The organism is Acidovorax sp. SUPP1855, from assembly GCF_030158955.1.
GTDB lineage: Bacteria > Pseudomonadota > Gammaproteobacteria > Burkholderiales > Burkholderiaceae_C > Paracidovorax.
The window spans coordinates 16,169-43,165 of sequence record NZ_BQXI01000004.1; the positions used below are offsets into that span (position 1 = coordinate 16,169).

The following is a 26,997-nucleotide window of genomic DNA, read 5'->3' on the forward strand; positions in this document are numbered from 1 at the left end:
AGGCAGCCCGCTGCGCCGGTGGGAGTGCATCCGCGCCGCGTCGGTCCGTTGGACGCTCACGCCGCGGCCCATGGGTAAAAATGGCCTGCAGTGCAATATCCACTAGGGCATTGCGCTATGAAAAATATAGCATTCGAGGTCGATGCAGCGGCGGGTGCAGCGGTGGCTGCCGCGCCGCCGCATGCATCGCCCGGGCCTCAGAACCGCGCCGTGGCCCCCACGAAATAGGTGCGCCCGCCGTTGTCGTAGTTGCTGCCCAGCTCCCGCGTCTGCTTGTCCGCCACGTTGAGGATGCCGGCCCGCAGGGTGAAGGTTTCGTTCAACCGGTAGCTGGTGGTCAGGTCCACGGTGGTGTAGGCCTTGGCGAAGGTGGTGGCCGCGCCGGTGACGACGAGTTCCTTGCCCACGTAGCGGGCGCTGGCGTCGGCGGTCCAAGCCGGGGCGATGCGCCACTGCAGCGACGAATACACGGTCAGGCGCGGCACGGACAGCAGCGAGGCGCCGGTGGTGAGGTTTTTGGACTCGAACATCTTCGTGGCATTGGTGCGCCAGTCGAGCGACGGCGCCAGCGGCACGGTGGCGTTGGCCTCCAGCCCGCGCGTGCGGGCGCGCTGGGCGTTGGCCATGCGCGTCCACCAGAAGCCGTTGTACAGGCCCAGGGGCTGGTAGTCGATCTTGTTCTTGAAGTCGGTGTGGAAGTAGGTGGCGCCGAAGGCCCAGCCGCCCTGCTCGTAGCCCGTGCCCAGCTCGAAGTTGGTGCTGGTCTCGGGCTGCAGGTCGGGGTTGCCGGCCATGTAGCAGCCGCGCGTGCCGTCGGCATTCACGCGGGTGCTGGTCCAGCCCAGGCCCGCCAGGCTGCGGCAGCCGTTGCCGCCGGACTGCGTGGCGGCATTGGGCGAGTTCTCTTTCAGGCCCGGTGCCCGGAAGCCGCGCGACACGCCGGTGCGCACCGTCCACGCCGACGCCGGGTGGTAGACGAAATAGGCGCGCGGGCTCCAGTTGTTGCCGTACTTTTCGTGGTGGTCCATGCGCAGGCCGAGCGTGAGCGCCAGGTTCTCGCGCAGGAAGATCTGGTCCTCGCCGAACAGCGCCCAGGTGGTGGCCGACAGGGACGATCCCGACACCGGCCGCCCGCTGTAGTCGATGGGGGCGAGGCCGATGGTGTCGCGGTTGTCCAGTTCTTCCTGCTTCCATTGCAGCCCGGTGGTCAGCATCTGGTCGAAGCCCAGGAGCTTCAGCGGCATGTCCACGCGGCCGTCCAGCGTGGTATCGCGCGAGTGGTTGCCGATGGTGTCGCCCAGGTCCTCGTACTCGTGGCGCGACAGGTTGATCTTGGAGCGCACGTCGCCCCATCGGCCGTCGTGCCCCAGGCCGAACGAGGTGTGACGCAGCCGGCTCAGGCCCCAGGGGCTGACGACCTGCCCGCCGCTGGCGGTGCGCGCATCCGAGCCGGTGGCGCGCTGCGTGGCCTGGGCCGCCTCGAGCGACACCGACTGGTCGGGCGTGAGCTGCCAGTTCAGCAGCGCGTTCAGGCCCTGGTTGCGCGCGCCGGCCGTGGACAGGTAGGTGCCCGCATGCCCGCCCGTGCCTTCATCGGCATCGCGCTCGGTGTAGTTGCCCGACACGCGCAGGCCGATGCGGTCGGTCACCGGGCCGCTGACGGTGAAGCCCGTCTGCCGCGTGTCGCCGCGCTCCGAATCGGAGGGCCTGGAGTAGTTGACCGTGGCGGAGCCGCCCCAGCGCAGGCCGATCTTGCGGGTGATGATGTTGATCACTCCGCCCATGGCGTCCGAGCCGTACAGCGACGACATCGGGCCGCGCACCACCTCGATGCGCTCGATCATCTCGGGCGAGATCCAGTCCAGGTCCTGCTGGCCCAGGTCGTCGCGGTAGTTCACGCCGGCCGAATTGCCCTGGCGCTTGCCGTCCACGAGGATGAGCGTGTATTTCTCGGGCAGGCCGCGCAGGCGGATCTTGGACTGCGCGCCCGTGCCCGACAGCCCGCCGGTCACGCCGGGAATGGTGGACAGCAGCTCGCCGAGGCTGGTGACGGGCTTGCGCTCGATGTCTTCGCGGGTGATCACGCTGATGCTGGCAGGCGCCTCTTTGATGTCCACGGCCGTGCCCGAGGCCGTGACCACCACGGTGGACAGGGCGGCCTGCGCAGGTTGCGCAGGTTGCGATTCGGACGGCGGGGCGGTCTGGGCGTGGGCACCGGCGCTCAGCGCCAGGGCGATCGCGAGGGACAGGGGCTGGGGGCGGAGCGAAGACGGCAAGATCATGAAAGCAGTTTCCTCTAAAAACTGCAAATGATAGTGATTCGCTTTTACTATTTGACCAATTGGTGGGTTTCGGCACGGCTTTGCCCCGAAAAAAGCCGTCTTTACCCGATCGGCAGGTACTTCTTCGGCCCTGCGCCAACGGCTTCGGGTCAGTTCGGGGAATTCGGTCGCCAGTGAGTAAGCTCTGGCCGGTATGCCATCGGCTTGTATCGCTCCCTTTCCAACGTGCACCGGCCGGCGCGGCAGCGCGGAATGCCCATGAAACTGTCAAGCCTTCGCTCGCTGTTCACAGGCAAGACTCCTTCGACCCGCCCCGCGGCGGAGCCGCCTGCCAGGCCTGCGTCGACGGCTTCCCGGCCCGGGCCGGCCGGCGCCACGCCTCCCGGGTTGTCTGCGCGCCGTGGTGAAACCCTTGCCCCGTCGGTGGATCCCCCCTTCCCGCAGCCATCGCTGCGGCGCCAGAACGCGGTGCTGCCCGAGCGCGGCTCGGCCGAACTGCGGTCTGCCTGGCTCTCCTTGCCCACCGGCACGCAGGGGCCGCTCGCGCAATTGATGTCGCCTCCCGTGGGGCAGGCGCTTCCCCAGGGCAGCCGGGGCCCGTTGGCGGCGCTGATGCGCCACGATGCCACAAGCGAGGCGATTCAGAATGAGCAGGCGCTTTTGGGACGCGACGCCAGCGATGGCACCGGGGACAGCCCTGTGTCTGGCGCCCAGGCGCGGCTAGGTACCGAGGACGCAGCGCCAGGGAGCGAGATCGAGATCGTGCCCACAGACGACGGGCAGGCACGGCCCGCAGGGCCCGGTGGATCGGCTTTGCCGGTGGACGCCGCGCACGGCGTGGTACGGGCCGCCGTCGCCGCCGGGCACGGGGCCGATGGCCCTGCAACCCCTGACACCCCGGCGAATGCGCCGCAACCCTCGCGCCGAAGCAAAGACATGATCGCAAAGAAGATCGACTTGGTCCGGCAGCCGGATACCCACGTTTCCGTCCTGCCTCCGGCCCAGCTCTCGGCGCTGGCCCAGGCGCTGGGACTGCACGGCGCGCCCGTCGATGCGCTGTCCGATGCGCAAGCTGCGGCATCGACCGCGCAGGCGGTGGCCCACCGGCTGCAAGGGTTGAGGCTCGACGACGTCTTCACGAAATACGACAGCGTTCAGGAAAATAAGCGCATCAAGGATTCCGCGCTGGTGCAGGGCGCCGCCAGCGGAAATCGCGAGCTCTTGCAATACTTGGCGGAAAAAACGCACCTTTGGCTGCGCGAGCGGGAAACCGTCGATCCCATTACGCAGCAAAAGAAAGTCGAGGTGAGCTTTTATTTCGACGGCATTCCCGACCGGGCTAACAAACAAGTCAAGCGGGTCGTTCTTGGGGGGATCGGCGACGTCTACCGCAAAGCCTGCGAGGCGGGACAACTCGTGGCGGCAATCCTTCAGGAGAGGGCCGGGTCGGCATCCGCGCCGGATGTGGAAATCGTCCAGGTTTGCGGCCTGTCCATCGGGGGCGGTTCCGCCCAGATGTTCACCAAGGCCTTGCAGGGGCACATCGCCTTGGATGCGCCTCCCTCGCTCATTCTTCTGGACCCCGCGGTGCTCAGCCAGGCCCAGGCCCGGCATGTAGTCAAAGGGACCGTGCGGCCCCCGCAGAAGCGGCCGGTCGAGGGACTGATCATCACCTTGGACTACGAAAAAAAGCCACGCAAGAACCTGGTGGATAACCTGCGCTATCTGGGCTACCAGCCCAAGGGGCTGGTTCGTCTCGCGCTGGGGCTCAAGAACGACGACGGGGTCGATTCCCAGCCGCCGAAGCCTTCGGAGGCCAAGGTATTCGGAAAATTCCTGGGTTACCACTCCAATCGCCACCACTACGAAAAAGCACTGCTTCGCTTCGCTGGCGCCGCGCCGCCGCCCGAGGGCGCAACTGCGTCTTCATCGCGACCCGCTTAGTACGCGGCGCTGGAGGGGGCGGCTGCGCCCGTGTCGCCCGCATCCTCGTCGAACGCGAAGCCCACGCCGTACACCGACCGGATCCACTCCACGCCGTCGCCGCTGGCGGCCTTGAGCTTCTTGCGCAGGTTCTTGATGTGGCTGTCGATGGCCCGTTCGTTCACGTCCAGCGTGTCGCCGTAGGCCAGGTCGAGCAATTGCGCGCGCGAGAAGATGCGCCCGCTCTGCCGTGCCAGCGCCTGCAGCAGGCGGAACTCGCGCGGCGTGAGCGCCACGTGGGCGCCGCGCAGCGTGACCTGCCAGTGCGCCTCGTCCAGCGCCAGCACCGGCGGGCCGACCGTGGCCGGCGCCTGGGCCATGCCGCGCCGCAGTACGGTCTTGACCCGCGCCACCACCTCGCGCGGGGAGAACGGCTTGCAGATGTAGTCGTCCGCGCCCAGCTCCAGGCCGATCAGGCGGTCCACCTCCTCGACGCGGGCGGTGAGCATGATGATGGGCTTGTCCGTGTGGCGGCGCGCCTGGCGCAGCACCGACAGGCCGTCGAGCCCCGGCAGCATCACGTCCAGCAGGGTGAGGTCGGGCGGCGTGGGGCCGGTGAGCCGGGCCAGGGCGCCGGGGCCGTCGGCCACATGCTCTGCCTCGTAGCCGGCGTGGCGCAGATAGTCGAGCACGATGTGGGCGATGTCGGTCTCGTCCTCGACCACGAGGATGCGCGCTGTCATGAAGGGTTCTCCAGCAAGGGCAGGGTGAGGGTAGTGCGCAGCCCGCCGAGCGGCGAGGGCTGCGCGGTGATGCGGCCGCCGTGCGACTGCACGATGGCCCGGCAGATCGCCAGGCCCAGGCCCGATCCGCCCAGATCGCCGGTGGCGCGGGTGCGCGACGCCTCGGCGCGGTACAGGCGGTCGAACAGGCGCGGCAGGTCGTGCTCGGCCACGCCGGGCGCGGTGTCGTCGAACTGCAGCACGAGCGAGGGCGCGGGCCCGCTGCGCTCGGTCTGCGCCTGGATTTCCAGCCGGCCGCCGGGATCGGTGTAGCGCACGGTGTTTTCCAGCAGGTTCAGGAACACGCGGTGAAGCTGCTGCGCGTCGCCGCGCACCAGCGGCGGGGGCGACAGGCGGGCGAGCGCGGCCAGCCCGTGCGTGTCCACCGCGAGCTCGGCCTGGTCGAAGCGCGGCTGCATGGAGGCCACGGCCTCGGCCAGCAGCGACAGCGGGTGCACGGGCACGAGCGCGGAGGGCGCGCTGCCCGCGGCGGCATCCAGGCTGGCGCGCAGGTCGCCCACCAGCTGGATGAGCCGCATCACCTGACGGTGCAGGCGCAGCGCGGTCTTGTCGTCGAACGGGCGCACGCCGTCCTGCACGGCCTCGATCTCGGCGCGCATCGCCGCCAGCGGGGTGCGCAACTCGTGCGCCACGTCGCCGATCCATTGCCGGCGCGAGGCTTCCATGCCGCCCAGCTGCTCGGCCATGTCGTTGAAGGTGAGTGCCAGCCGAGCCAGTTCGTCGTCGCCGTGCACGGCCACGCGCGTGTCCAACCGGCCCGCCGCCACGCCGCGCGCGCCGTCCACCAGCGCGCCGATGGGGGCGAGCCAGCGGCGGGCCAGCGCCCAGGACAGCAGCAGCGCGAGCGCCAGGCCGGCAATGCCGGTCCACACCACGAAGCCCAGTTGCCGGGCGATGAAGGCACGGTCAGCCTCGGTCTCCATGTGCGAGGGCGGGCTCAGCACCAGCTCGCCGATGGGGGTGCCGTCGCTGCCGCGCAGCGGCAGGCGGGCGGCATCGGGCGCGGGGCGCACGCCGGCCACCAGGCGGCCCTGGGCATCGAGCACGCCGAGCCGCTGCGACAGCATGGAACCGGGCGGCGGTGGGGGGCGGTCGCGGCCATCGGAGGCGGTGCGATCGGGCGAATAGCCGTCGGGCGGCGGGCCTTCGCCGGGTTCGCCGAAGTCGGGCGGCGGCGGTGGGCGCTCCCGAAAGCCGCCGCTGCGGCCCTCGTTGCCGGCGGTGGTGTTGTCGCCGCTGCGGCCGTTCGGGCTGGCCGCGCCCTGGGCGCTGCTGCGCAGCGCGGGACTGTCGCCGGGGCGGCGCATCTCGCGCCACAGCTCGGGCTGGGTGCGCAGCGTCTGCCAGCCGCCATGCAGCAGGTGCATGCGCTGCAGCCGCGCGGCCAGCCAGTCCATGCGGGCCAGCTCGATCTCGGCCACGTACGGGCCCAGCCCGCGCTGCAGCCCCAGGCGCGAGAACCCCACGAAAAGCAGCAGCAGAACGGCCAGCAACAGGGTGAGCGCGAGGAAGACTTTGCTTTGCAGCGTGAGGCGGGGCATGGGCGGCTGGTCGGGGGTCAGCGGGAGGGGGGCGGGCCGCCAGCGCCTGGAGGGGGGCCGCCGGCCGGCATGGCCACGAGGGTGCCGTTCATTGTGCGGCATGTGCCGGGCAGGGTCTTGCCGTCCGGCATGGTCAGCGTGACCGAGGCGCCTTCGGTCTGGCCCTTGCAGGCGGTGTAGGCCTCGGGCGGCGGGCCGGGGGGCTGCCCGCCCGGCGCGCCCTGGGCCAGGGCGCCGCAGGTGAAGGCGGCGAGGGACAGGCCCAGGCAGAGGCCGGCGAGGGTGATGGTCGTGTGGCGGGGGGGGAGCATGGTGGCGCGTGCCTTTGTTGCGGAGGGAAGAAGGCCCGGGGCCGGGCCCAGGGGCAGGGAACACACCGGGGCAACGGCCCCGGTGGCGCTCAGGCGGCGATCGAGATCGTGATGGCGGCGGTGTAGCCGCCGCTGCCGTTGCTTTGCATGGTCACCATCTCGAGGTCGGTGCCGTCGCTGAACACGTTGTCGGTGGCGAAGGTGATCGCCGCCAGGTTGGACACGCTGGCGCTGTAGCCCGAATTGGCCGTGTAGATGGAGCGCAGGGTGTCCGTGGGGAAAGCGAGCTGGGTGGTCTTGACCTTGTTGCTGGCCGTGGTGGCCACCGACAGGCTGGGATACACCTCCAGGTGCATGTGGGGCATGCGCCCGGCGTAGCAGCCCGGCACGATGGTGGTGAAGGTCACGGTGCCGCTCGCATCGGTGGCCTGCACGCCGCGCAGGTAGTTGGCGGCGATGCTGCGCTCGGTGTAGACCGAGTAGTCGCCGCCCTGCGAGCAATGCCACAGGTAGATGGCATAGCCCTGCAGCGCCGCGCAACTGGCACGCGTGTTGGTGAGCGTGATGGTGATGGTGAGCGGCACGCCGCCCACGGTGGTGGACGCGCCGATGTTGCTGCGGATGTCCTGGCGCACGATGCCGCTGAGCGCGAGCACGTTGTAGTTGGAGTTGCTGGCGTTGGAGCCGTCGGCGGGGTAGGGGCCGGCGGTTTCCTCGGGGACGACGGAGCAGGTGGTGTCCGTGCCGGTTCCCGTTCCGGTGCCAGTTCCCGTACCCGTGCCGGTGCCGGTGCCGGTGCCCGTTCCTGTCCCGGTTCCAGTGCCCGTCCCGGTGCCTGTCCCCGTGCCCGAACTGTCGGCCACGGCGTCGGAGCCGCCTCCGCCGCAGCCCAGCAGGGTGGCGATGCCCAGGGAGCCGAGGGTGCCGAGTGCCAGGCGCCGCCGCTTGTCCGCAGTGGACGCTGCGATGTCAGCGGCCGCGGTGGCCAGTGGGGTGGATGTGTTCATGGTTCCTCTCCTTTTCCTTCGTTGGGGATGGAGGAACTTTGCAATCCAATTGAGGAGAAATTGAGGCGGTGCACGCCTTTCTCCCCCGCAGGCGGGTCGGTGTATAGTGCTATTGTTTTAATAGCGAAATGCCCTAGTAGTCCATGCGCTGGAGGCCTTTTTCGCCTCCAGCGTGGCCGGCCCGCCCCGGCCGGGGCGCCGCTCACGCCGCGGCAAACGCCTGGGCGATGTCCTGCGTCACCGCGAGGAACCGGTCCACGTCGGCCACCGAATGGCAGTGCAGCGGCGACACGCGCACCGCGCCCGCGAGGCCGAACGACTCCAGCATGCGGCGCGAATACAGGCTGCTGGCCGAGCGCTCGTACACCGTCACGCCGCGTGCGCCGTACTCGCGCACGGCGCTGGTGCAGTCCAGGTGCGGAAAGCCGATGCCGACGATCAGGTCGCGCCGGGTGAGGTCGGGGTGGTCCAGGAACACCTCCACGCCCGGCATGGCGCGCAGCCCGGGCACTGCGCTGTCGCCGTCACCGTCGCCGCCGTTCAGCAGGCGCGACAGCAGCGCGCGTTCGTGCAGCTCGATGGCCTCGATGCCGGCTTCGAAGCGCGCCCGCCGGTCGCCAGGGGCCGCATCGCCGGCGGGCCCGCCCTCGGGCGCCTGCGCGCCGAGCCAGCACACGTAGTCCACGATCTCCGTCACCACGGCGAACTGCCAGGGCGCGGTGCTGCCCAGGTCCCAGAAATCGGCGGGCTTGGCCGACAGCTTGTGGTGCGGAAGGGCGGCCGCGCGGTCGGACAGCCAGGCGAAGCCGGAGCCCCGGCAGCCGAAGAACTTGTAGGGCGCGATGTTGATGCCGTCCACCGGCGTCTTCTGCAGGTCGATGAGGCCGTGCGGCGCGTGCTGCACCGCGTCCACCAGGATGTACAGGTCGGGCCGGATGGCGCGGGCCCGGCGCACGATGGCCTCCAGGTCCAGCTTGGCGCCGGAGATGTTGGAGGCGTGGATCACGTTGAGCACGCTGGTGCCCTCGTCCACCAGGGCCACGATGGCGTCCACGTCCACGCCGCCGGTGGCGCGGTTGCTGGGCGCCACGCGCAGCTCGCGGCCCATTTCGCGGGCGTAGCGCTCCATGGCGTCGTACGACGAGGGGTGCTCCAGCACGGTGGTGACCATGTTGGTGCCCGGCACGTTCTGCGCCACGGCCCGCACCATCTCGAACATGGCGCCCGAGGCGGTGAGCGCGGCGTACACGCTGCCGCCCGTGGCGTTGAGCAGCAGGCGTACATCGGCCACGCCGGCGGCCTGGATATCCTGCAGCTCGCGCGCCGTGGCGTGGATGCGCTCGGTGTTGTCCGGCACGGCATCGATCTGCGCGAAGCGTTCCACCGCCGCCTTCAGCCGGAACGAGCCGCCCGCGTTGTCGAAATACAGCCGCTCGTGGCCGTGGTGGTCGCGCTCCACCTGCAGGAAGCGCTCGCGCACCTCGCGCATCAGGGCGTCGGAGAAGAGGCGGCCCTGCGGGCAGTGCGTGGTGTTGCTGTGGTCTGCCATCACACGCCCTTGTTGCTGGGGTTGCGGAAGGCCTCGCGCACGGCGTCGGACATGGGGAAGTTCAGGTTCACGTTGCTCGGCGGGATGGGCTGGGTGAACCAGCGCGCGTACAGGCGCTCCATTTCGCCGGAGCGCATCAGGCCGGTCACCGTCTGGTCCACCAGAGCCTGGAACTGCGGGTCGTTCTTGCGCAGCATGATCCCGTAGGGCTCCTGGCGCAGCACCACGTCCTTGAGGATGCGGAAGTCGCCCGGGTTGGGCGCGGTGGCGATCAGGCCGGCCAGTTGCACGTCGTCCAGCACGTAGGCGGCGGCGCGGTCGCTGGCCAGCAGCAGGAAGGCATCGGCCGTGTCCTTGCCTGAGATTTCCTGCACCTCCAGGTTCTCGGCGCGCTTGTAGGTGCGCAGCAGCTGGATCGACGTGCTGCCCGCCACGGTGGCCACCGTCTTGCCGGCCAGGTCGGCCAGCGACTGGATGCCGGAGTTCTTCTTCACCGCCACGGTGATGTTGGTCACGAAATGGCTGGGCGCGAAGTTCACGTGCTGCTGGCGCACGACCGAATTGGTGGTGGTGGCGCAGTCCAGGTCAACGGTGCCGTTTTGCAGCAATGGAATGCGGTTGAGCGAGTTGAGCAGGGTGTACTGCACGCGCAGCGTGGGCAGGCCGAGCTTGGCCTTCACCGCCTCGGCGATCTTCAGGCAGATGTCGTTGGAAAAGCCGATGGGATCGCCGCTGCCGGTGGGCTTGTACGAAAACGGAATGGAGCTGTCGCGGCTGCCGATGATGAGCGTGCCGCTCTCCTTGATCTTGCGCAGGGTGTCGATCTCCTGGGCGCTGGCCACGTTGGACAGCAGGGCGGCGCAGACCGCCAGGGGCAGGGTGCGGCGCAGGGCGAAGGCAAGGGGGCGGGGCAGGCGGTGCATGGCGGGCTTTCGGGAGAGGGCGCAGGGGACCTCGCGGTGACGAGGGGCTGAAAGGCATTCTCAAAGCGCCGATGCTTTTGAAAAAGCGATTTTTTGTGCTCGAATCGGATGAATAAAAGTGTTCTGAAATCCCCGCCATGATGACCTTCAAGCAACTCGAAGCGCTGTACTGGATCGGCCAGCTCGGCGGCTTCGCGCAGGCGGCCCAGAAGCTGCATACCTCGCAGTCGGCCGTGTCCAAACGGGTGCACGAGCTGGAACTGCTCTTCGACACGCCGCTGTTCGACCGCAGCCAGCGCACGGCGCGGCTGACCGAGAAGGGCGAGGAGATGTTCGTGCTCGCCCGCAAGCTGCTGCGCCAGCGCGATGCGGCGGTGGAGCAGTTCGGCAAGCCCGGCGTGATCGAGCGGCGCCTGCGCATCGGCGTGACCGAACTCACCGCGATGACCTGGCTGCCCCGGCTGGTCGCCCTGGTGCAGCAGCACTACCCCAAGGTGAAGCTGGAGCCCGATGTGGACGGCAGCCTGCCCCTGCGCGACAAGCTGCTGGCCGACGAGCTGGACCTCATCATCGTGCCCGATGCCTTCGCCGATGCGCGCCTGCCGGCCAAGGCCATCGGCCAAGTGGAAAGTGCGTGGATGTGCAAGCCCGGGCTGGTGCCGGCCGGCACGGTGCGGTTGCACGAACTGGCGCGCCATCGCCTGCTGGTGCAGGGCAATGCCTCGGGCACCGGGCGGCTCTACGACGCGTGGATGAAGGAGCGCGGAGTGGAACTGGCCGACGCCATTGTGGTGAGCAACCTCGTCGCGCTCACGGGCCTCACCGTGTCGGGCCTGGGCGTGGCCTACCTGCCCCGGCACTGCCTGGCGCCGCTGATCGCGGCGGGCATGCTGGCCGTGATCGACGTGGTGCCCGCGCTGCCCAGCGTGCCCTACGTGGCCATGCACAAGGGCGAGCACCGCAGCGCGCTGGCCGCCTCGATCATCATGCTGGCGCAGTCGTGCTGCGACTTCACGCGCGCCTTCCAGGCGCAGGCCGATGGCGCGGCGTGACGCCCTCGGGCAGCGCGTGCCCGGGGCCTACCCGCCGCCTCAGGGCCTGGCCGCGGCGAGTGCCTGCTGGATCCAGCCGTCGAAGGTCTTCTGGTGGGCCTTGATCCAGCCGTCGGTGTGGCGCGCCACGTCGGCCGGCTGGTTCTGGCCGTTCTTCATCGCCAGGTTCTGGGCGTTGATGTCGCCCACGGGCAGCTGCATCACCTCGAACAGCCGCGCGGCGGCGGGGTTCTTCTCGGCGAAGGCCTTGTTGGCCACGATGCGCTGAGTGTTCAGCACGAAGCCGTAGTTCTTGCCGTCGGGCAGGGCGGTGTCCTGCCCGGCCTGTGCGCCCGGCAGCGAGGACCGCGGCACCTGCAGCCACACCACGTCCTGGCCTGGGCGCAGCACGCCGCTCACCCAGTAGGGCGTCCAGGTGTAGTAGAGGATGGGCTGGCCCTGCTTGAAGCGCGCGATGGTGTCGGCGATCAGCGCGGAGTAGCTGCCCTGCACGTGCGTGACGGTGGCGCCCAGGCCGAAGGCCTTCAGCTGGTGCTCGATCACGCCCTCGCAGCCCCAGCCGGGATTGCAGCCCGTGAGGTCGGCCTTGCCATCGCCGTTGGTGTCGAAGAGCTTGGCGAGCTCCGGGTCCTTGAGCTGGTCGATGTGGGTGATGCGGTACTTCTCGGCCGTCTTGCGGTCGATCAGGTAGCCCTGCGCGGCGTTCTGCGAATAGGTGCCTTGGCGCCACAGCCTGGCATCGCCGCCGGCGTTCTTGTAGAAGTCCGCGTGCAGCGGGTCCCAGTGGTCCGCCATGAAGGTGGCGTCGCCGTTGGCGATCGCCACGTGGGCGGTGGCGTACTCGATCTCCTTGATGGGCTGCACGTCGTAGCCCAGCTTTTGCAGCGCGCGGCCGACCAGCAGGGTCTGGAAGGTCTCTTCCGCGATGGAGCTTTGCAGCGGCTGCACGCGCACGCCCTGGCCCGGCAGGGGCTGCGCAGCGGCGGTGCCGGCCAGGCCGACGGCCAGGGCGCTGGCGGCCAGCCAGGTGCGGGCGAGGGAGCGCGAGGGGCGGAGGGAAGGGGTGATGCAGGTCATGTCGTCGTCCTTGTTTCTGAAAGGGGATGGGCGGGGCTCAGCGGCCGGCGGTGGCCCATTGCGGGGCGGCGCCGGAGGCGCCTTGCGCGGCAGGCTGGGGCGTTGCCGCATCGGCTGCGGGGGTCGCCGGGGCGGCGTGGTCGCGCCGCGCAGCGAGGCGCCACACCAGGCCGGCCGGGCCGGTCTGCCACCAGTGGCGCACGCCGCGGCGCGGCTGGCCCATGGACTGGGTGATGCGGTCCAGAGTGATGGCCAGCAGCACGATACCCAGGCCACCCACGGTCGCCAGGCCCATGTCCAGCCGGCCGATGCCGCGCAGCACCATCTGGCCCAGGCCGCCCACGGCGATCATCGAGGCGATCACCACCATCGACAGCGACAGCATCAGCGACTGGTTGATGCCCGCCATGATGGACGGCATGGACAGCGGCAGCTGCACCTTGGCCAGCAACTGCAGCGGCGAGGCCCCGTAGGCCCGGGCGGCCTCGATCAGGTCGGGCCGCACCTGGCGGATGCCCAGGTTGGTCAGGCGCACCAGCGGCGGTAGCGCGAACACGATGGTCACCACCACGCCCGGCACGTTGCCGATGCCGAACAGCATCACCACCGGCACCAGGTACACGAAGGCCGGCGTGGTTTGCATGGCATCGAGCACCGGCCGCATCACGCGCTGGGCCCGGTCGCTGCTGGCCAGCAGGATGCCCAGCGGCAGCCCGATCACCAGGCAGAAGGCCAGCGAGGTCAGCACCAGCGACAGCGTCACCATGGCTTCGGGCCAGATGCCCAGCATGGCCACGAGCAGCAGCGAGACCACCGTGCCCACGGCCAGCGCGCGCCCCGCGAACTGCCAGGCGAGCACGCCGATCAGCGCGATCATGGCCAGCGTGGGCACGCTGGTGAGCAGGCCTTCCACCCAGGCCAGCGTGCCGTCGATGGGCGCGCGCACGGTCTGGAAGAACGGCCGGAAATGCGCGACCACCCACGACAGGCCGTGGTTGATCCACGACTCCACGGGCAGGCTGCCGTCCCAGAGCTGGTGCAGGTGAAAGCCGCCGGCCGTGGGGTCGAAGCCCGCGGCGGCGTCGCCGGGCGTGGCGCTGGCGGGGGCGTTCAGCCAATCGGTGTTGCCGGCATCGCTGGGCGCGGTGGACGCGGCCCAGGGATCGGCCGCCGCCTCGGGGGCGGGCGCCTGCTGCGCCGCGGCAGCCGGGCTATCCCAGGGCGAGGCCGAAGCCGCGGGCGGTGCCTCCGCGGCCGGCGTCCAGGGGGTGGACTCGCCGGCCGTGGGGTTGGTGGTGGAATCGAGCGCTGGGGCGGTGGACTGGGTCATGCCGGGCTCCTTTCGGATGGTTCATTGGCGGGCGGGTTGGCGATGGCGGGCGCGGGTGCGGGCGCGGGTGCGGGTGCGGGTACGGGCGCGGGCGCGGGCGCGGGCGGCAACGGGTCCGGCGGCACGGGCGGCGTGTCGCGGTCGAGAAAGCGCAGCAGCGTGGTCTTGCTGATCGCGCCGCGAAAGCGGCCGCCGTCCTCCACCACCGGCAGCGGGCAGGGCGCCTGCGCCACCTGGCCGAACAGGTCCGCCACCGGAGCGTCTACGGGAATGGGCACCACGCCGTCCAGATAGGCGTGCTGCAGGCCCAGCGGGCCCACGTGGCCCTGCAGCGCTGCGCGCAGCGAGTCGGCCGAGACCGTGCCCAGGTACATCCGCGCCGGGCTCACCACGTAGGCGAAGTCGCGGTCCTGCTCCTCCAGCTGCTGCAGCGCGGCGCGCGAGCCCCGGTCGCGCTGCTCCGACACCACGGTGAGCGGGCGCCGGGCGATGTCGCCGGCCTTGAAGACGGCCGCCGCGTCCACGCCGCGCACGAAGCTGCGCACGTAGTCGTTGGCCGGGTTGCGCAGGATCTCGTCGGGCGTGCCCACCTGCACCACGTAGCCGTCCTTCATGATGGCGATGCGGTCACCGATGCGCATGGCCTCGTCCAGGTCGTGCGAGATGAAGACGATGGTGCGGCGCTGGATCTGCTGCAGGCGCAGCAGCTCGCTCTGCATCTCGGTGCGGATGATCGGGTCCAGCGCGGAGAACGCCTCGTCCATCAGCAGGATGGACGGGTCCGACGCCAGCGCCCGGGCCAGGCCCACGCGTTGCTGCATGCCGCCCGACAGTTCGTCGGGGTAGCTCTCGGCCCAGCCGGCCAGGCCCACCTGCTCCAGCGCCAGTGCGGCCTGGCGCTGGCGTTCGGGCCGGGCCACGCCCGCCAATTCGAGGCCGAACGCCGTGTTGTCCAGCACCGTGAGATGGGGCATGAGCGCGAACGACTGGAACACCATGCTGATGTCCTTGCGGCGCAGCGCGCGCAGTTGCCGGTCGGACAGCGCGTTGATGTCCTGGCCGTCCACCAGGATGCGGCCCGCCGTGGGCTCGATCAGCCGGTTGAGCATGCGCACCAGGGTCGATTTGCCCGAGCCCGACAGCCCCATCACGACGAAGATCTCGCCCGCCTCGATGGTGAAGCTGGCGTCGAACACGCCGATGGAATGGCCGGTGCGCGCCAGGATGTCCTGCTTGCTCAGGCCCTGGCTGGCGAGTTCGAGCGCGGCTTGCGGCGCATCGCCGAAAACCTTGAACACATGTTCGATGGTGATTTGTTTGGCCACGGTGGGGGTCCTCCCTCGGTTGGAACGGGTTGAACACGCCCCGGCCGCCTGAAGGCGGGCGGGGCTGCGAAGGCCTGGGCATTCGAGACCCTGATGCGGCAGCCGAACCCGGACGCCCAGGGCGCGCGGGAACAGCAGCGAAAGGGTGGGCACCGAGGTGACCGGGATCGGCCCGAATGGCACGCGAGGCGGTGCGCAAGGGCCTGGGGCGTGCCGGGAGAGGTCGGTCGGAGGACTCCCGGGGATCACGCGGCGCCGAGCCCGACGAACGGGCGGGCGCCTTGGGGCATCAGGGCCGAATGGGTCGGCCATGGGCCAGGGTGGCAGCGACCGGGCCTGGGGCCGGGCCGCCGTTTTCCTGGCGGGATCCGCTCCGGTGAAAGCGCCGCGTTGCGGGCCGGAAAGAGCGGATTACCTGCATTGCAGGTTGTAAAACACTCCAAAAGTATAGTTATTGGGTGTTTTTGTGTCAAAAGACCCGGGTTTGCCCGATGTGTTAATCGCGGGCGCAGCAGCGGAGCCGGGTGGATACCGGTTTGCTATATTTTTAATAGCAATCAGACCAATGAGTACTAAGGCAAGAGCCCCCAAAGACCCCTGTTTCGGGGCCTTGCCGGGGCTCGGTGGGAGAGGGCGTGGGCGCTCAGTGCTTTTCGTGCGAAACGTTCAGCAATTTGTCAGTGTAGGCAATGGCGATGGCGCTCAGCAGGAACACCACGTGGATGATCGTCTGCCACATCAGCACCTTCTCGTCGTAGTTGGCGGCGTTGATGAAGGTCTTGAGCAGGTGGATGGAGCTGATCCCGATGATCGACAGGCCCAGCTTGACCTTGAGCACCGAGGCGTTCACGTGGCCCAGCCATTCCGGCTGGTCGGGGTGGCTTTGCAGGTTGAGCCGGCTCACGAAGGTCTCGTAGCCGCCCACGATCACCATGATGAGCAGGTTGGAGATCATCACCACGTCGATGAGCGCCAGCACGACCAGCATGATCACCGTCTCGTTGAGCGCCGTGACCTCCACGCCCGGCTTGTAGCCGATGCTGGTGACCAGCGACTGCAGCGCGCCCTGGTGGCCGAACGCGGCCTCGATCAGGTGCCACAGCTCCACGAGAAAGTGCCACACGTACACGCCCTGGGCGGCGATCAGTCCCAGGTAGAGCGGCAGTTGCAGCCAGCGGCTGGCGAAGATCAGCGAGGCCAGCGGGGTGAGGGACTTGCTGCCGTTGCGGGAAGCGGGGGGTTGCGGGAAGGCCATGGGAGGGTTTTCTTGAAAATCGATAGAAATGAAGCTCGCGCGATTCTAGAAGCACCGGCCGCTTGCCTTGTGACAGAAACCCGCCGCCTGCACAGGCGTAGCATCGGAGCCTTTGGCGGCCGCCGGCATCCGTCAGTGGCATGTAAGTGCGGCCCCTGAAAGTACCGCCAAATTATGTTGACTCCAGGAGACAAAACCCATGAGTGCGTCCTCGTCCACGATTGAATCCGTGCTGGTGGAAAACCGCGTTTTCCCGCCCTCCGAAGCCCTGCAGAAGGCCGCGCGCATTTCCGGCATGGCCGGCTACGACGCGCTGTGCGCCGAGGCCGAGCAGGATTTCGAAGGGTTCTGGGCCCGCCTGGCGCGCGAGAACCTGCAGTGGGACAAGCCTTTCACGCGCACGCTCGATGCCTCCAAGGCGCCGTTCTACGAATGGTTCGCCGACGGCCAGCTGAACGCCAGCGCCAACTGCCTGGACCGGCACATCGGCACCCCGGTCGAAAACAAGACCGCCATCATTTTCGAGGCCGACGACGGCACCGTCACCCGGGTCACCTACAAGGAATTGCTGGCCCGCGTGGGGCAGTTCGCCAACGCGCTCAAGGCCAACGGCGTGCAGCAGGGCGACCGCGTGCTCATCTACATGCCCATGACGGTCGAGGGCGTGATCGCCATGCAGGCGTGCGCGCGCATCGGCGCCACGCACAGCGTGGTGTTCGGGGGCTTTTCGGCCAAGGCGCTGCAGGAGCGGATCATCGACGCGGGCGCGGTGGCCGTCATCACCGCCAACTACCAGATGCGCGGCGGCAAGGAGCTGCCGCTCAAGGCCATCGTGGACGAGGCCCTGGCCATGGGCGGCTGCGACACGATCCGCAGCATCCTCGTGTACCAGCGCACGGCCACCGCCTGCGCCATGGTGGCGGGCCGCGACAAGACCTTCGCCGAGGCGCTGCAGGGCCAGAGCAGCGACTGCCCGCCCGTGCCCGTGGGCGCCGAGCACCCGCTGTTCATCCTGTACACCAGCGGCTCCACCGGTAAGCCCAAAGGCGTGCAGCACGCCACCGGCGGCTACCTGCTGTGGGCCAAGCTCACCATGGACTGGACGTTCGACCTGCGCCCGGACGACGTGTTCTGGTGCACGGCCGACATCGGCTGGATCACCGGCCACACCTACGTGGCCTACGGACCGCTGGCTGCGGGCGCCACGCAGATCATCTTCGAGGGCATTCCCACCTTCCCGAACGCCGGCCGCTTCTGGCAGATGATCGAGCGCCACCGCTGCACGATCTTCTACACCGCGCCCACGGCGATCCGCTCGCTCATCAAGGCGGCCGAAGGCGATGCCGCCGTGCACCCCGCGCGCTCCGACCTGTCGAGCCTGCGCATCCTGGGCAGCGTGGGCGAGCCCATCAACCCCGAAGCCTGGATGTGGTACTACAAGAATGTGGGCGGCGAGCGCTGCCCCATCGTGGACACCTTCTGGCAGACCGAGACCGGCGGGCACGTCATCACCCCGCTGCCGGGCGCGACGCCGCTGGTGCCGGGCAGCTGCACCTTGCCGCTGCCGGGCATCGCGGCCGCCATCGTGGACGAGGTGGGCAACGACATCGCCAATGGCACGGGCGGCATCCTGGTCATCAAGAAGCCCTGGCCCAGCATGATCCGCACCATCTGGAACGACCCCGAGCGCTTCAAGAAAAGCTACTTTCCCGAAGAGCTCAAGGGCTACTACCTGGCGGGCGATGGTGCCGTTCGTTCTGCCGACCGCGGCTACTTCCGCATCACGGGCCGCATCGACGACGTGCTGAACGTCTCGGGCCATCGCATGGGCACGATGGAGATCGAATCGGCCCTGGTGTCCAAGACCGATCTGGTCGCCGAGGCCGCCGTGGTGGGCCGGCCCGACGACGTGACGGGCGAGGCGATCTGCGCCTTCGTCGTGCTCAAGCGCTCACGCCCCACCGGCGACGAGGCCAAGGCCATCGCCAAGGAACTGCGCGACTGGGTCGCCAAGGAGATCGGCCCCATCGCCAAGCCCAAGGACATCCGCTTCGGCGACAACCTGCCCAAGACCCGCAGCGGCAAGATCATGCGCCGCCTGCTGCGTTCCATCGCCAAGGGCGAGCAGATCACGCAGGACACGAGCACCTTGGAGAATCCGGCCATTCTGGATCAGTTGTCGCAGACCAACTGATCAGAAAGCGCCATCGGCGCGCAGCGAAGCTGCTGCCGGATTTGGGGAGCACTCATGCCGCGCGGCGGCGTGATGTGCTCACCAAAACCCTGCGATCCTGGATCAATTGGCTGAAACCAATGGATCCAGGGGGCCGCCGCAGGGCGGCCCGGCGCGAAGCGCTTCGCAGGGTTTGCCGGCACTCATATCGCCGCAGGCGATGTGAGTGACGGCAAAATCCCCTCACCGTCAGTACGGCGCCTCTGTTTTTATGCTTTCAAAACCACCGCACGCTTGCGTCCGGTGGTTTTTTCACGCCCGCCCCGCGCTGTAGGACAGTGCCGGTTTCAATTTCCAGCCAGCGATAACCGCCCCCGCACAGGTTAAAAACGTCCCCCAACCGCACCTGCCAGGCTGCGGATTTCGACACCTTCCGGGAGATTGACATGAATTTCAGAACCATCGCGCTGCTGCTCATCGTGGCCGCCATGGCCGTGCTGGCCGCGCTCAACTGGACCACGCTGGCCACCCCATCCGTCATCTCGCTGGGGTTGACCTCCTTCGAGGCCCCGCTGGGCCTGCTCATGCTGGGGCTGACCGTGTTGCTGGGCATTTTCTTCATCGCCTACGTGCTGTCGCTGCAGGGCTCGGTGCTGCTGGAGACGCGCCGCCACGCCAAGGAAATGACGGCCCAGCGCGACCTGGCCGACAAGGCCGAAGCCTCCCGCTTCACCGAATTGCGCGCGTTTCTCGAAAACCAGAACCTGCAATCCCATTCCGCCCTGATCGCGCGCATCGATGCGCTGGAACTGCACCTGGCCCAGCGCGCCCAGGAATCGGACAACACCACGGCGGCCTACGTGGGCCAGCTCGAACACCAGCTGCGAGGCACCCCGCGCGTCGATTCACGCATCGACCCGATCTGATGTGGTGATGCGTCGGCGGCACAGCTTGCCTGCCGACCCTCCAAAACGAACGCCGCGCTGCACGGGAACCCGTGCAGCGCGGCGTTTTCGTTGGCGCTGATCGGCGGCGCGATGGATGGATTTACTTCAGCGACAGCACCCAGGCGGCCAGCTTCTTGGCGTCGGCATCGTTCACCTGGGCATTCGCCGGCATGGGCACCGGGCCCCACACGCCCGATCCGCCCTTCATGATCTTGGCGGCCAGCTTGTCCACCGCATCCTTCTGGCCGGCGTATTTGGCGGCCACATCCTTGTACGACGGGCCCACCAGCTTCTTGTCCACCGCATGGCAGGCCATGCAGTTTTTCGAGGTGGCGAGGGCCTGGTCGGCCAGGGCCGGCACGGCCACCGACAGGGCCATCGCGAGGGTGATCAGGGTGCGCTTCATCGGGGGTTTCCTGTGGGTTGTGGGTTAGTATCCGGCTCAATGAAATTGTAGTGGCGGGGGTTGACCCCCGGCACGTAAAGTCCGTACCGCACAGGAGATCGCCATGTACGCGCTGGGTCTGGGAGTGCTTCTTGTGCTGCTCAAATACCTTGAGATCGGGCCCGTGGCCCTGTGGTCGTGGTGGTGGGTTCTGTCCCCCTTCGCCGTGGCCTTCGTCTGGTGGGCCTGGGCCGACGCCACCGGCTACACCAAGCGCCGCGCGATGGAACGGATGGACCAGCGCAAGCAGGACCGCATCAACAAGAACAAGGAAGCCCTGGGCATCCAGCCGCGCAACCGCCGCTGAACGCACCGCCCCGATCGGCACCGCCCCCTCCAACCAAAAGCCCGCGCGCCTGACCGGCCGCGGGCTTTGTCTTTTGCAATGGCCGGCGCGCGGCCGGCCTGGATCAGTAGGCGTCCAGCACCGCGCCCTTGCTGGCGCTGGCGGCATTGAAGGCGAACTTGGCCTGCACGCCGCGCGTGTAGCGCGGAGCGGGGGGCGTCCAGCCTTCGCGGCGGCGGGCCAGTTCGGCCTCGGGCACGTTCAGTTCCAGCCGCAGCGTGTGCGCGTCGATGGTGATGGAATCGCCTTCGTTCACGAACGCGATGGTGCCGCCCGCCGCCGCTTCCGGTGCCACGTGGCCCACGACCATGCCCCAGGTGCCGCCGGAGAAGCGCCCGTCGGTGATGAGGCCCACGCTCTCGCCCAGGCCCGCGCCGATCAGCGCGCCCGTGGGTGCCAGCATCTCGGGCATGCCGGGGCCGCCCTTGGGGCCCAGGTAGCGCAGCACCATCACGTCGCCCGCCACGATCTTGCCGTCCAGGATGGCCTTCAGGGCCGACTGCTCGTCGTCGAACACGCGCGCCGGGCCGGTGATGACGGGGTTCTTCAGGCCCGTGATCTTGGCGACCGCGCCCTCGGGGCTCAGGTTGCCCTTGAGGATGGCTAGGTGGCCCTGCTCGTACATGGACCGGTCGATGGGGCGAATCACGTCCTGGTCAGCGCGGGGCGCGTCTGGCACGTCCTTCAGCACCTCGGCGATGGTCTTGCCTTCGATGGTGAGGCAGTCGCCGTGCAGCAGGCCGGCGTTCAGCAGCACCTTCATGACCTGCGGAATGCCGCCGGCCTGGTGCAGGTCCACGGCCAGGTACTTGCCGCTGGGCTTGAGGTCGCACAGCACGGGCGTCTTCTGGCGCACGCGCTCGAAGTCGTCGATGGACCATTCCACGCCGGCCGCGTGCGCGATGGCCAGGAAGTGCAGCACCGCATTGGTCGAGCCGCCGGTGGCCATGATCACGGCCACGGCGTTCTCGATGGACTTCTTGGTCACGATGTCGCTCGGGCGGATGTCCTTCTTGATCGCCTCGATCAGCACCTTGGCCGATTCCTTGGCCGAGTTCTGCTTCTCGTCGTGCGGGTTGGCCATGGTGCTGGAGTAGGGCAGGCTGATGCCCAGCGCCTCGAACGCGCTGGACATGGTGTTGGCCGTGTACATGCCGCCGCACGAGCCGGTGCCGGGAATGGCGCGCTTTTCGATCTCCTTGAGGTCGAAGTCGCTCAGGTTGCCGGCGGCGTTCTGGCCCACGGCCTCGAACACGCTCACGATGTTCAGGTCCTGGCCCTTGTACTTGCCCGGCAGGATGGTGCCGCCGTACACATAGATGGCCGGCACGTTGGCGCGCAGCATGCCCATCAGGCCGCCGGGCATGTTCTTGTCGCAGCCGCCCACGACGACCACGCCGTCCATCCACTGGCCCTGCACGCAGGTCTCGATGCAGTCGCTGATGACCTCGCGGCTCACCAGGCTGTACTTCATGCCTTCGGTGCCCATGGCCATGCCGTCGCTGATGGTCGGGGTGCCGAACACCTGGGCGTTGCCGCCGGCTTCCTCGATGCCCTGGATGGCCGCATCGGCCAGCTTCTGCAGACCCGAGTTGCACGGCGTGATCGTGCTGTGCCCGTTGGCCACGCCCACCATGGGCTTCTTGAAGTCGCCTTCTTCGTAGCCCATCGCGTAGTACATCGAGCGGTTGGGCGCGCGCGATTTGCCTTCGGTGATGTTGGCGCTGCGGCGGTTGATCTGCAGGGGTTTGTTTTCCATGGGGCGTCCTTCGTGGGAGGAAATTTCGTGTCGCCGGGCCAGCCTCGGGTGGGCGGGCGGCTTTTGGGGCAGCGCGGAGTATGCGCTGTTTGATTGATTGGTTCCAATCCGTTTTCAAGGGGTCATTGATATGCTTGGCATATGAATGACGCATCGATCGAGCTGCGAGTGTGGCGCCAGTTCCTGGCCGTGGCGGAAGAGCTGCACTTCGGCCGCGCCGCGCAGCGCCTGCACATGACCCAGCCCCCGCTCACCCAGGCGATTGCCCAGCTGGAGCGCGCACTGGGCCTGCTGCTGTTCGACCGAACGCGCCGCCGCGTCGCGCTCACGCCGGCCGGCGAGGCGCTGCTGCCCGACGTGCGCGAAGTGCTGGCGCGTGCCCAGGCCCTGCCGGCGCGCGCCCGGGCCGCGGCGCAGGGCGAGGTCGGGCGCATCCGGCTGGCCTTCGTGTCCACCGTGGGCTTCGAGCAGTTGCCCGCCTGGGTGCGCGCCTTTCGCAGCGCCTGCCCGCAGGTGTCGCTGGAACTGGTCGAGGCGACGGGCGACGTGCAGCTGCAGTTGCTGGAGCGCGGGGAGATCGATGCCGGCCTGCTGCTGCATTCACCGCAGTTTGCCCCGCCGGGCCTGGCCGGCCTGCGCGTGGCGCGCGAGCCGCTGGTGCTGGCGCTGCCGGCGGCGCACCCCCTGGCGGTGCAGGCGAAAGCCCCGCCACTGGCCGCCGTGCTGGCCGAGCCGCTGGTGATCTTTCCACGCCGCATCCTGCCTTCGGTGTACGACGCGATCTTCGCGCTTTACCACGCGGCCGGGCATTCACCGCAGGTGGCGCAGGAAGCCATCCAGATGCAGACCATCGTCAACCTGGTGGCGGCCGGCCTGGGGCTGGCCTTCGTGCCGCAGAGCGTGATGCAGTTCCAGCGCACCGGCGTGGTCTACCGCCGCGTGGCCACGCCGCAGCGCCGGCCGGGGCCGGCGCTGCCCGAGTGCGAAACCCGGCTGGTGTGGAACGCCCCCGCGGCCGGGCCGGCGCTGCTGCGCTTCGTGGCTTTCGTGCAGGCGCTCCAGGGCACGGCGCCGGGCGAAGGAGCGGATCGGTCGAGTGGGGATGGTTTGCTATCAAATGGATAGCTGCCGGGGCAATGAAAACGCCGGCGTGGGGCTTGAACGGCTTGGAAAAAGAAGGCGCGCACACCGCCCTGGCGTGCGCGCCTTGGCCGGGCGCAGGATCAGTCCGCGGAGGCCGATTGTGTCTGCAGGTAGTTCTGCAGGCCGACCTTGTCGATCAGGCCGATCTGCTTTTCCAGCCAGTAGGCGTGGTCTTCCTCGGTGTCGCGCAACTGGGCGAGCAGCAGGTCGCGGCTCACGTAGTCCCGCACGCTTTCGCACAGGGCCATGCCTTGCTGCAGCGCGGCGCGCACTTCGTATTCGGTGGCCAGGTCCTTGCGCAGCATCTCGGGCACCGTGGTGCCGGGGGTGAATTCCTTCGGGCGCATGTCGGGCATGCCGCCCAGGAAGAGAATGCGCCGCAGCAGCGCGTCGGCGTGCTGGGTCTCTTCCTGCATCTCATGGTCGATCCGCGTGTAGAGCTTCACGAAGCCCTGGTCTTCGTAGAGGCGCGAATGGATGAAGTATTGATCGCGCGCGGCCAGTTCGCCGCGCAGCAGGTCCTTGAAATAATCGATGACCTGTGGGTTTCCCTGCATGTGTTTTCCTTGGAATCAGGGCAGGAGTATCGCGCGGCCACCCGGCCCGCGGGTGAATGCCCCCCGGCCGGCGCTCTGCATGCGTACCGGGATCAGAAGCGTTCGCGTTGGCGGGGCTGTCTGCAGGCGCCCGGGGCGCCGGGCATGGACCACAATACGGAGCATCGCCAACGTGGCTGAGCTGTTGCCGCACCCAAAAGCCATTGCGCCATGGATGCGCTCGGTGACCAGCACCAACACCATATCCCCCTCCTCATGAGAGTCAGTGTCGCCATCGAGATCCACAGGCCGATAGCGCGCCTTTTCTGGGACTCACAGGACTATTCGCGTCGGCTCGAATGGGACAGCTATCTCGCGCAGGCGTGTTTACTCGACGGGCGGACAGAGGCAGCGGTCGGCGTGCGATCGTTTTGCAAGAGCAAAGCAGGCTCCGGCATGGAGTCCCGGTACATCTCTTTTGAGCCGCCGACGCATGCGGCTGTCCAGATGACGCAAGGGCCTTGGATCCTTTCCAAGTTCGGTGGAACCTGGCGCTTCAAAAGCCTGGCTGAGCGCCATACGGAAGTTCGGTTCATCTACCATTTTCAATGTAGGCCCGCCGCACTCGCCTGGCTTGTGGAGCCCCTCGTCGCTTGGTTTTACCGACGCGACATGCACCGCCGCCTAGTGGCTTTCAAGGAATGGACGGAAAGGCCCACCTGACCGGTCGTCACTGGATTGCCTGGCCAATGCAGGCGCTCACGGCCCCAGTACGCCGCTTATCACCCCTTTTGCGGATCTCATGCCACGCCTTATGAACATGCAGCGCTTCGTACTGCGCGTCCGTTGCTATCTTTTGGCTGCCTGCTGGCTCACGGCCGGCATGGCGGCCCACGCCGGCGCGACCGGCGCATATGCCCTGGACTGGCCCCATGCGGGCGAAGCGCTCACCTACCGCTCCTGCGGCTGCGCCGACGCGTGCTGGGTGGCTGAGGTCCGGGACCGGCGCACGAAAGCCTTGAAGGCCCGGCTGCGGTGCGACTGCGAGACGCTTCACTACCAGCAGGCCTCTGCCGGGCCGCGCGAATCAGCGGTGGGCGCTTGCGAACCCATTAACGGCAGCGAGCGCAAACCCGAGGCCCTGCGCGAACGGCTGGAGCTTTTGCTGCATCCCAAGCCCGCAAGGCCGGAGTAGGCCGGATCCTGTTCCATCGCTGAACGATGCTGGTGGTGCGGGCCATATGCGCGCGCACCCGCCGGATTGGCGGTGCCTCGATGGGGCTGCCGGTTCGGTATTTGCGCGAATGCTGCGCACCAAGGGCGGGGGATTTTCCGCCGCGTCTTAAGGTGTGTGGTTTGCGCACCGCAGGTCGCCCGATGAAGCCCTCGTCCATTGAATCGTCGTCACGGCGCCGCACCTCCGTCGAACCGCGGGAAGGAGAGAGGGGCGGGGCGGGTGGTGCCGGCGCCACCCGCCCGCCGGCATTGCGTCGGCCCACTCTCGGCCGCCCACCTGACATGCCTGCGCGGGCCGATGCCAGTGGTTCACGCCTTGCCCCCTCTGCGCCTCGGCAGGCTTTTGCCTTGGAGCCCCGTGGGCCGGCGATGGACCGGCTGAGAATGTCGGAAACGGCCGCGAGGGTCCTGGCCGAGCCCGGCGCGGACCGCATGATGTCGCCGTCGCTCAGGATGTCGTCCGCCTTCGGGGTGGACATCGGGCCACCGATCCCCGAAAGCAAAACCCTGCAAAGGGCCATGCTCGAGGATTTTTTGAGGGATTGGGCGGGCCCGCAGACGGTGAAAGACCGCATTCTCAAGGCGCATCGAAAGGATGACTTTGTCTTGAATCTCGACAAGGCCGATCTGAGCAGCCTGCCGCAGGGACTCTTTCTGCTGCCCCACCTGGGCAACATCAGCCTGAATAGCAATCCCTTGCTTCGGGAGTTGCCGTCCGATCTCGCCCACGCGCCAGGATTGCTGCGGATCCAGGCCAATGATTGCGATCTCCAGTGCTTGCCGGAGAACCTGGGCCAGGCCGCGAAGCTGGTGGTGCTGGAGATCGGCAACAACCGGGGATTGGCGGCATTGCCCGAGTCGATGTCGGCGTTGACGGAGCTGCAGGTGCTGCAGGCGCATGACTGCGATCTGGTTCGCCTGCCCAGGGGTGGGCTGGGGCCCGCCATCAAGGACATCGACCTTGGCAACAATCCCCGTTTGACCGGGTTGCCCGATGCCATCGACCAAAGCCCCCGCATCGAGCGCCTGATGCTGAACCAATGCACCCTGTCACGCCTTCCGTCCGCCGTGGGGCATCTGCCGAGGCTGAAAGCCCTGGACGTGAGCGGCAATCCGGGCCTGCAGCACCTTCCCGAGGGCATCGACTTCAAGCACGTGCACATCGCCACCCGCGGCACCCAGATCCGGCTGATGGACAGGGTGCTGAGCCAGCCGCTCGATCCGCAGGTTCGTGCAGCGCAGGAAGGCCGGGTCCAGCAAGTTCGGGCGCGCTGGAGCGCCGTCCGGGAAAGGCTGGAGGCGGGCGGGGCTGGCGCAGCGCGGCAGGCCCAGGCGGCCCGCCTGGAGATCGACCGGGCCCGGATGGGGTTGTCCAGCACCGCGGAGTCCATGCCGTTGGCGGGCGACAACTGGAATGCGGCCGATCGCCAGGTCCGGGAATGGATCGCGCAGAACGAGCCGCTGGACACGGAGCACCTCAAGCGACTCAATGCCCTGCTGGGGCAGGGCACCTGGCCCTTCGACGACCCCGAGGCCTTCGAAAAATTCGGAGCCCGGTTCGGCGCGTTCCGCCGGCAGTCGACCGGTTTTTCCCAAGGCCGTGCGGGGGCTGCGGTCGTGGATGAGCGAGAGGTCGGCGCGGAAATGGCGCACTTCGACGATTGGTTCGAAGCGGCCGGCAGGCGCGTCGAGCGCGGCGAGTCCAGTCCGGCGGAATGGGCCGCTGCCACGGTTCAGCGCCTGATCAGCATTCACCCGTTTCCCGATGCCAATGGCCGCACGGCACGGCTGGCGGGCGACTGGGTCTTGATGGGCCAGGGCCTTCCCCCGGCCAGCAGCCCAAAGCAGTTGATCGCCGTGTTCTCCAGCGGGCGCAATCCCGTGGGCCCTGAAGATGCGCTGGCGTTGACCGTCGAAGGCATGGCCAGAACCGTCGGGGTGTATGAAAGGCACCTGGGCCTGGAGCCCCGGGCCGAGGGGCCTGCCAGCGGCGCCGCGCACTGACCGGTGGGTTGGCCATCGGCCGGCCGCCCT

General features: G+C 68.4%; 23 protein-coding genes. 9 read left to right on the top strand and 14 right to left on the bottom strand.

The window, feature by feature from the left end; translation table 11 throughout:
• Positions 1-197 precede the first annotated feature (197 nt).
• On the bottom strand, positions 198-2,282 hold the full coding sequence (locus AVMA1855_RS04600; RefSeq protein ID WP_284424786.1) for a TonB-dependent receptor domain-containing protein: 2,085 nt from the start codon (positions 2,280-2,282) through the stop codon (positions 198-200).
• Positions 2,283-2,705: 423 nt separating this feature from the next.
• Here AVMA1855_RS04600 and AVMA1855_RS04605 point away from each other — a divergent pair, with 423 nt between their 5' ends.
• A complete protein-coding gene (locus tag AVMA1855_RS04605; protein ID WP_284424787.1) occupies positions 2,706-4,226 on the top strand; it encodes a hypothetical protein in 1,521 nt (506 codons plus the stop codon).
• Here AVMA1855_RS04605 and AVMA1855_RS04610 read toward each other — a convergent pair.
• The 6 genes from AVMA1855_RS04610 to AVMA1855_RS04635 form a co-directional block, all read right to left on the bottom strand.
• A complete protein-coding gene (locus tag AVMA1855_RS04610) occupies positions 4,223-4,948 on the bottom strand; it encodes a response regulator (RefSeq protein ID WP_284424788.1) in 726 nt (241 codons plus the stop codon). The genes AVMA1855_RS04605 and AVMA1855_RS04610 overlap by 4 nt on opposite strands.
• On the bottom strand, positions 4,945-6,549 hold the full coding sequence (locus tag AVMA1855_RS04615) for an ATP-binding protein (RefSeq protein ID WP_284424789.1): 1,605 nt from the start codon (positions 6,547-6,549) through the stop codon (positions 4,945-4,947). Before AVMA1855_RS04615 ends, AVMA1855_RS04610 begins: the two co-directional genes overlap by 4 nt.
• Before the next feature lie 17 nt (positions 6,550-6,566).
• On the bottom strand, positions 6,567-6,860 hold the full coding sequence (locus tag AVMA1855_RS04620) for a hypothetical protein (RefSeq protein ID WP_284424790.1): 294 nt from the start codon (positions 6,858-6,860) through the stop codon (positions 6,567-6,569).
• A gap of 89 nt (positions 6,861-6,949) precedes the next feature.
• Positions 6,950-7,867: a dioxygenase family protein gene (locus AVMA1855_RS04625; protein WP_284424791.1), complete on the bottom strand. Its 918-nt coding sequence runs from the start codon at positions 7,865-7,867 to the stop codon at positions 6,950-6,952.
• Positions 7,868-8,069: 202 nt separating this feature from the next.
• Positions 8,070-9,416 carry an aminotransferase class V-fold PLP-dependent enzyme gene (locus tag AVMA1855_RS04630; RefSeq protein ID WP_284424792.1) on the bottom strand — a complete coding sequence of 449 codons (1,347 nt, stop codon included), beginning with the start codon at positions 9,414-9,416 and terminating at the stop codon, positions 8,070-8,072.
• Positions 9,416-10,339: an amino acid ABC transporter substrate-binding protein gene (locus AVMA1855_RS04635; protein ID WP_284424793.1), complete on the bottom strand. Its 924-nt coding sequence runs from the start codon at positions 10,337-10,339 to the stop codon at positions 9,416-9,418. The genes AVMA1855_RS04630 and AVMA1855_RS04635 overlap by 1 nt, the downstream gene beginning before the upstream one ends.
• Before the next feature lie 140 nt (positions 10,340-10,479).
• Between AVMA1855_RS04635 and AVMA1855_RS04640 the strand changes: the two genes are divergently transcribed.
• Positions 10,480-11,391, top strand: coding sequence for a LysR family transcriptional regulator (locus AVMA1855_RS04640; RefSeq protein WP_284424937.1), 912 nt, complete (start codon positions 10,480-10,482; stop codon positions 11,389-11,391).
• A gap of 39 nt (positions 11,392-11,430) precedes the next feature.
• Here the strand turns inward: AVMA1855_RS04640 and proX are convergent, their stop codons facing one another.
• The 4 genes from proX to AVMA1855_RS04660 form a co-directional block, all read right to left on the bottom strand.
• The gene (proX, locus tag AVMA1855_RS04645) at positions 11,431-12,468 is read right to left on the bottom strand and encodes a glycine betaine/L-proline ABC transporter substrate-binding protein ProX (RefSeq protein ID WP_284424794.1); all 1,038 of its coding nucleotides are present in this window, start codon (positions 12,466-12,468) and stop codon (positions 11,431-11,433) included.
• A 37-nt stretch (positions 12,469-12,505) separates the two neighbouring features.
• Positions 12,506-13,798 (bottom strand): glycine betaine/L-proline ABC transporter permease ProW, encoded by a 1,293-nt coding sequence (gene proW, locus AVMA1855_RS04650; protein ID WP_284424795.1) that lies wholly within the window; start codon positions 13,796-13,798, stop codon positions 12,506-12,508.
• Positions 13,795-15,123, bottom strand: a complete 1,329-nt coding sequence (proV, locus tag AVMA1855_RS04655; protein WP_284424796.1) for a glycine betaine/L-proline ABC transporter ATP-binding protein ProV — start codon at positions 15,121-15,123, stop codon at positions 13,795-13,797. The genes proW and proV overlap by 4 nt, the downstream gene beginning before the upstream one ends.
• 643 nt (positions 15,124-15,766) lie before the next feature.
• Entirely contained in the window at positions 15,767-16,378 is a 612-nt protein-coding gene (locus AVMA1855_RS04660; protein WP_272548342.1) for a TIGR00645 family protein, read from the bottom strand.
• Positions 16,379-16,577: 199 nt separating this feature from the next.
• On the opposite strand from AVMA1855_RS04660, the gene acs reads away from it, so the two are divergent.
• Positions 16,578-18,572, top strand: a complete 1,995-nt coding sequence (gene acs, locus AVMA1855_RS04665; RefSeq protein WP_284424797.1) for an acetate--CoA ligase — start codon at positions 16,578-16,580, stop codon at positions 18,570-18,572.
• Between the two features lie 425 nt (positions 18,573-18,997).
• On the top strand, positions 18,998-19,477 hold the full coding sequence (locus tag AVMA1855_RS04670) for a LapA family protein (protein ID WP_272564182.1): 480 nt from the start codon (positions 18,998-19,000) through the stop codon (positions 19,475-19,477).
• Positions 19,478-19,598: 121 nt separating this feature from the next.
• On the opposite strand, the gene AVMA1855_RS04675 is transcribed toward AVMA1855_RS04670, so the two are convergent.
• Entirely contained in the window at positions 19,599-19,904 is a 306-nt protein-coding gene (locus tag AVMA1855_RS04675) for a c-type cytochrome (RefSeq protein ID WP_272564181.1), read from the bottom strand.
• Positions 19,905-20,007: 103 nt separating this feature from the next.
• Here AVMA1855_RS04675 and AVMA1855_RS04680 point away from each other — a divergent pair, with 103 nt between their 5' ends.
• Positions 20,008-20,250, top strand: a complete 243-nt coding sequence (locus AVMA1855_RS04680) for a TIGR04438 family Trp-rich protein (protein WP_284399149.1) — start codon at positions 20,008-20,010, stop codon at positions 20,248-20,250.
• A gap of 103 nt (positions 20,251-20,353) precedes the next feature.
• Here the strand turns inward: AVMA1855_RS04680 and ilvD are convergent, their stop codons facing one another.
• Complete coding sequence (gene ilvD / locus AVMA1855_RS04685; RefSeq protein ID WP_284424798.1) at positions 20,354-22,048, bottom strand: dihydroxy-acid dehydratase; 1,695 nt, start codon at positions 22,046-22,048, stop codon at positions 20,354-20,356.
• Between the two features lie 141 nt (positions 22,049-22,189).
• Between ilvD and AVMA1855_RS04690 the strand changes: the two genes are divergently transcribed.
• Positions 22,190-23,173, top strand: a complete 984-nt coding sequence (locus AVMA1855_RS04690; protein ID WP_284424799.1) for a LysR family transcriptional regulator — start codon at positions 22,190-22,192, stop codon at positions 23,171-23,173.
• Between the two features lie 98 nt (positions 23,174-23,271).
• On the opposite strand, the gene bfr is transcribed toward AVMA1855_RS04690, so the two are convergent.
• Positions 23,272-23,748, bottom strand: a complete 477-nt coding sequence (gene bfr / locus AVMA1855_RS04695) for a bacterioferritin (protein WP_272548335.1) — start codon at positions 23,746-23,748, stop codon at positions 23,272-23,274.
• A gap of 210 nt (positions 23,749-23,958) precedes the next feature.
• Here bfr and AVMA1855_RS04700 point away from each other — a divergent pair, with 210 nt between their 5' ends.
• From AVMA1855_RS04700 to AVMA1855_RS04710, 3 genes are all read left to right on the top strand, one after another.
• Positions 23,959-24,450: an SRPBCC family protein gene (locus AVMA1855_RS04700; protein WP_502870261.1), complete on the top strand. Its 492-nt coding sequence runs from the start codon at positions 23,959-23,961 to the stop codon at positions 24,448-24,450.
• 91 nt (positions 24,451-24,541) lie between these two features.
• The gene (locus AVMA1855_RS04705) at positions 24,542-24,922 is read left to right on the top strand and encodes a hypothetical protein (protein WP_284424800.1); all 381 of its coding nucleotides are present in this window, start codon (positions 24,542-24,544) and stop codon (positions 24,920-24,922) included.
• A 26-nt stretch (positions 24,923-24,948) separates the two neighbouring features.
• Positions 24,949-26,967: a Fic family protein gene (locus tag AVMA1855_RS04710; RefSeq protein ID WP_284424801.1), complete on the top strand. Its 2,019-nt coding sequence runs from the start codon at positions 24,949-24,951 to the stop codon at positions 26,965-26,967.
• Positions 26,968-26,997 lie beyond the last annotated feature (30 nt).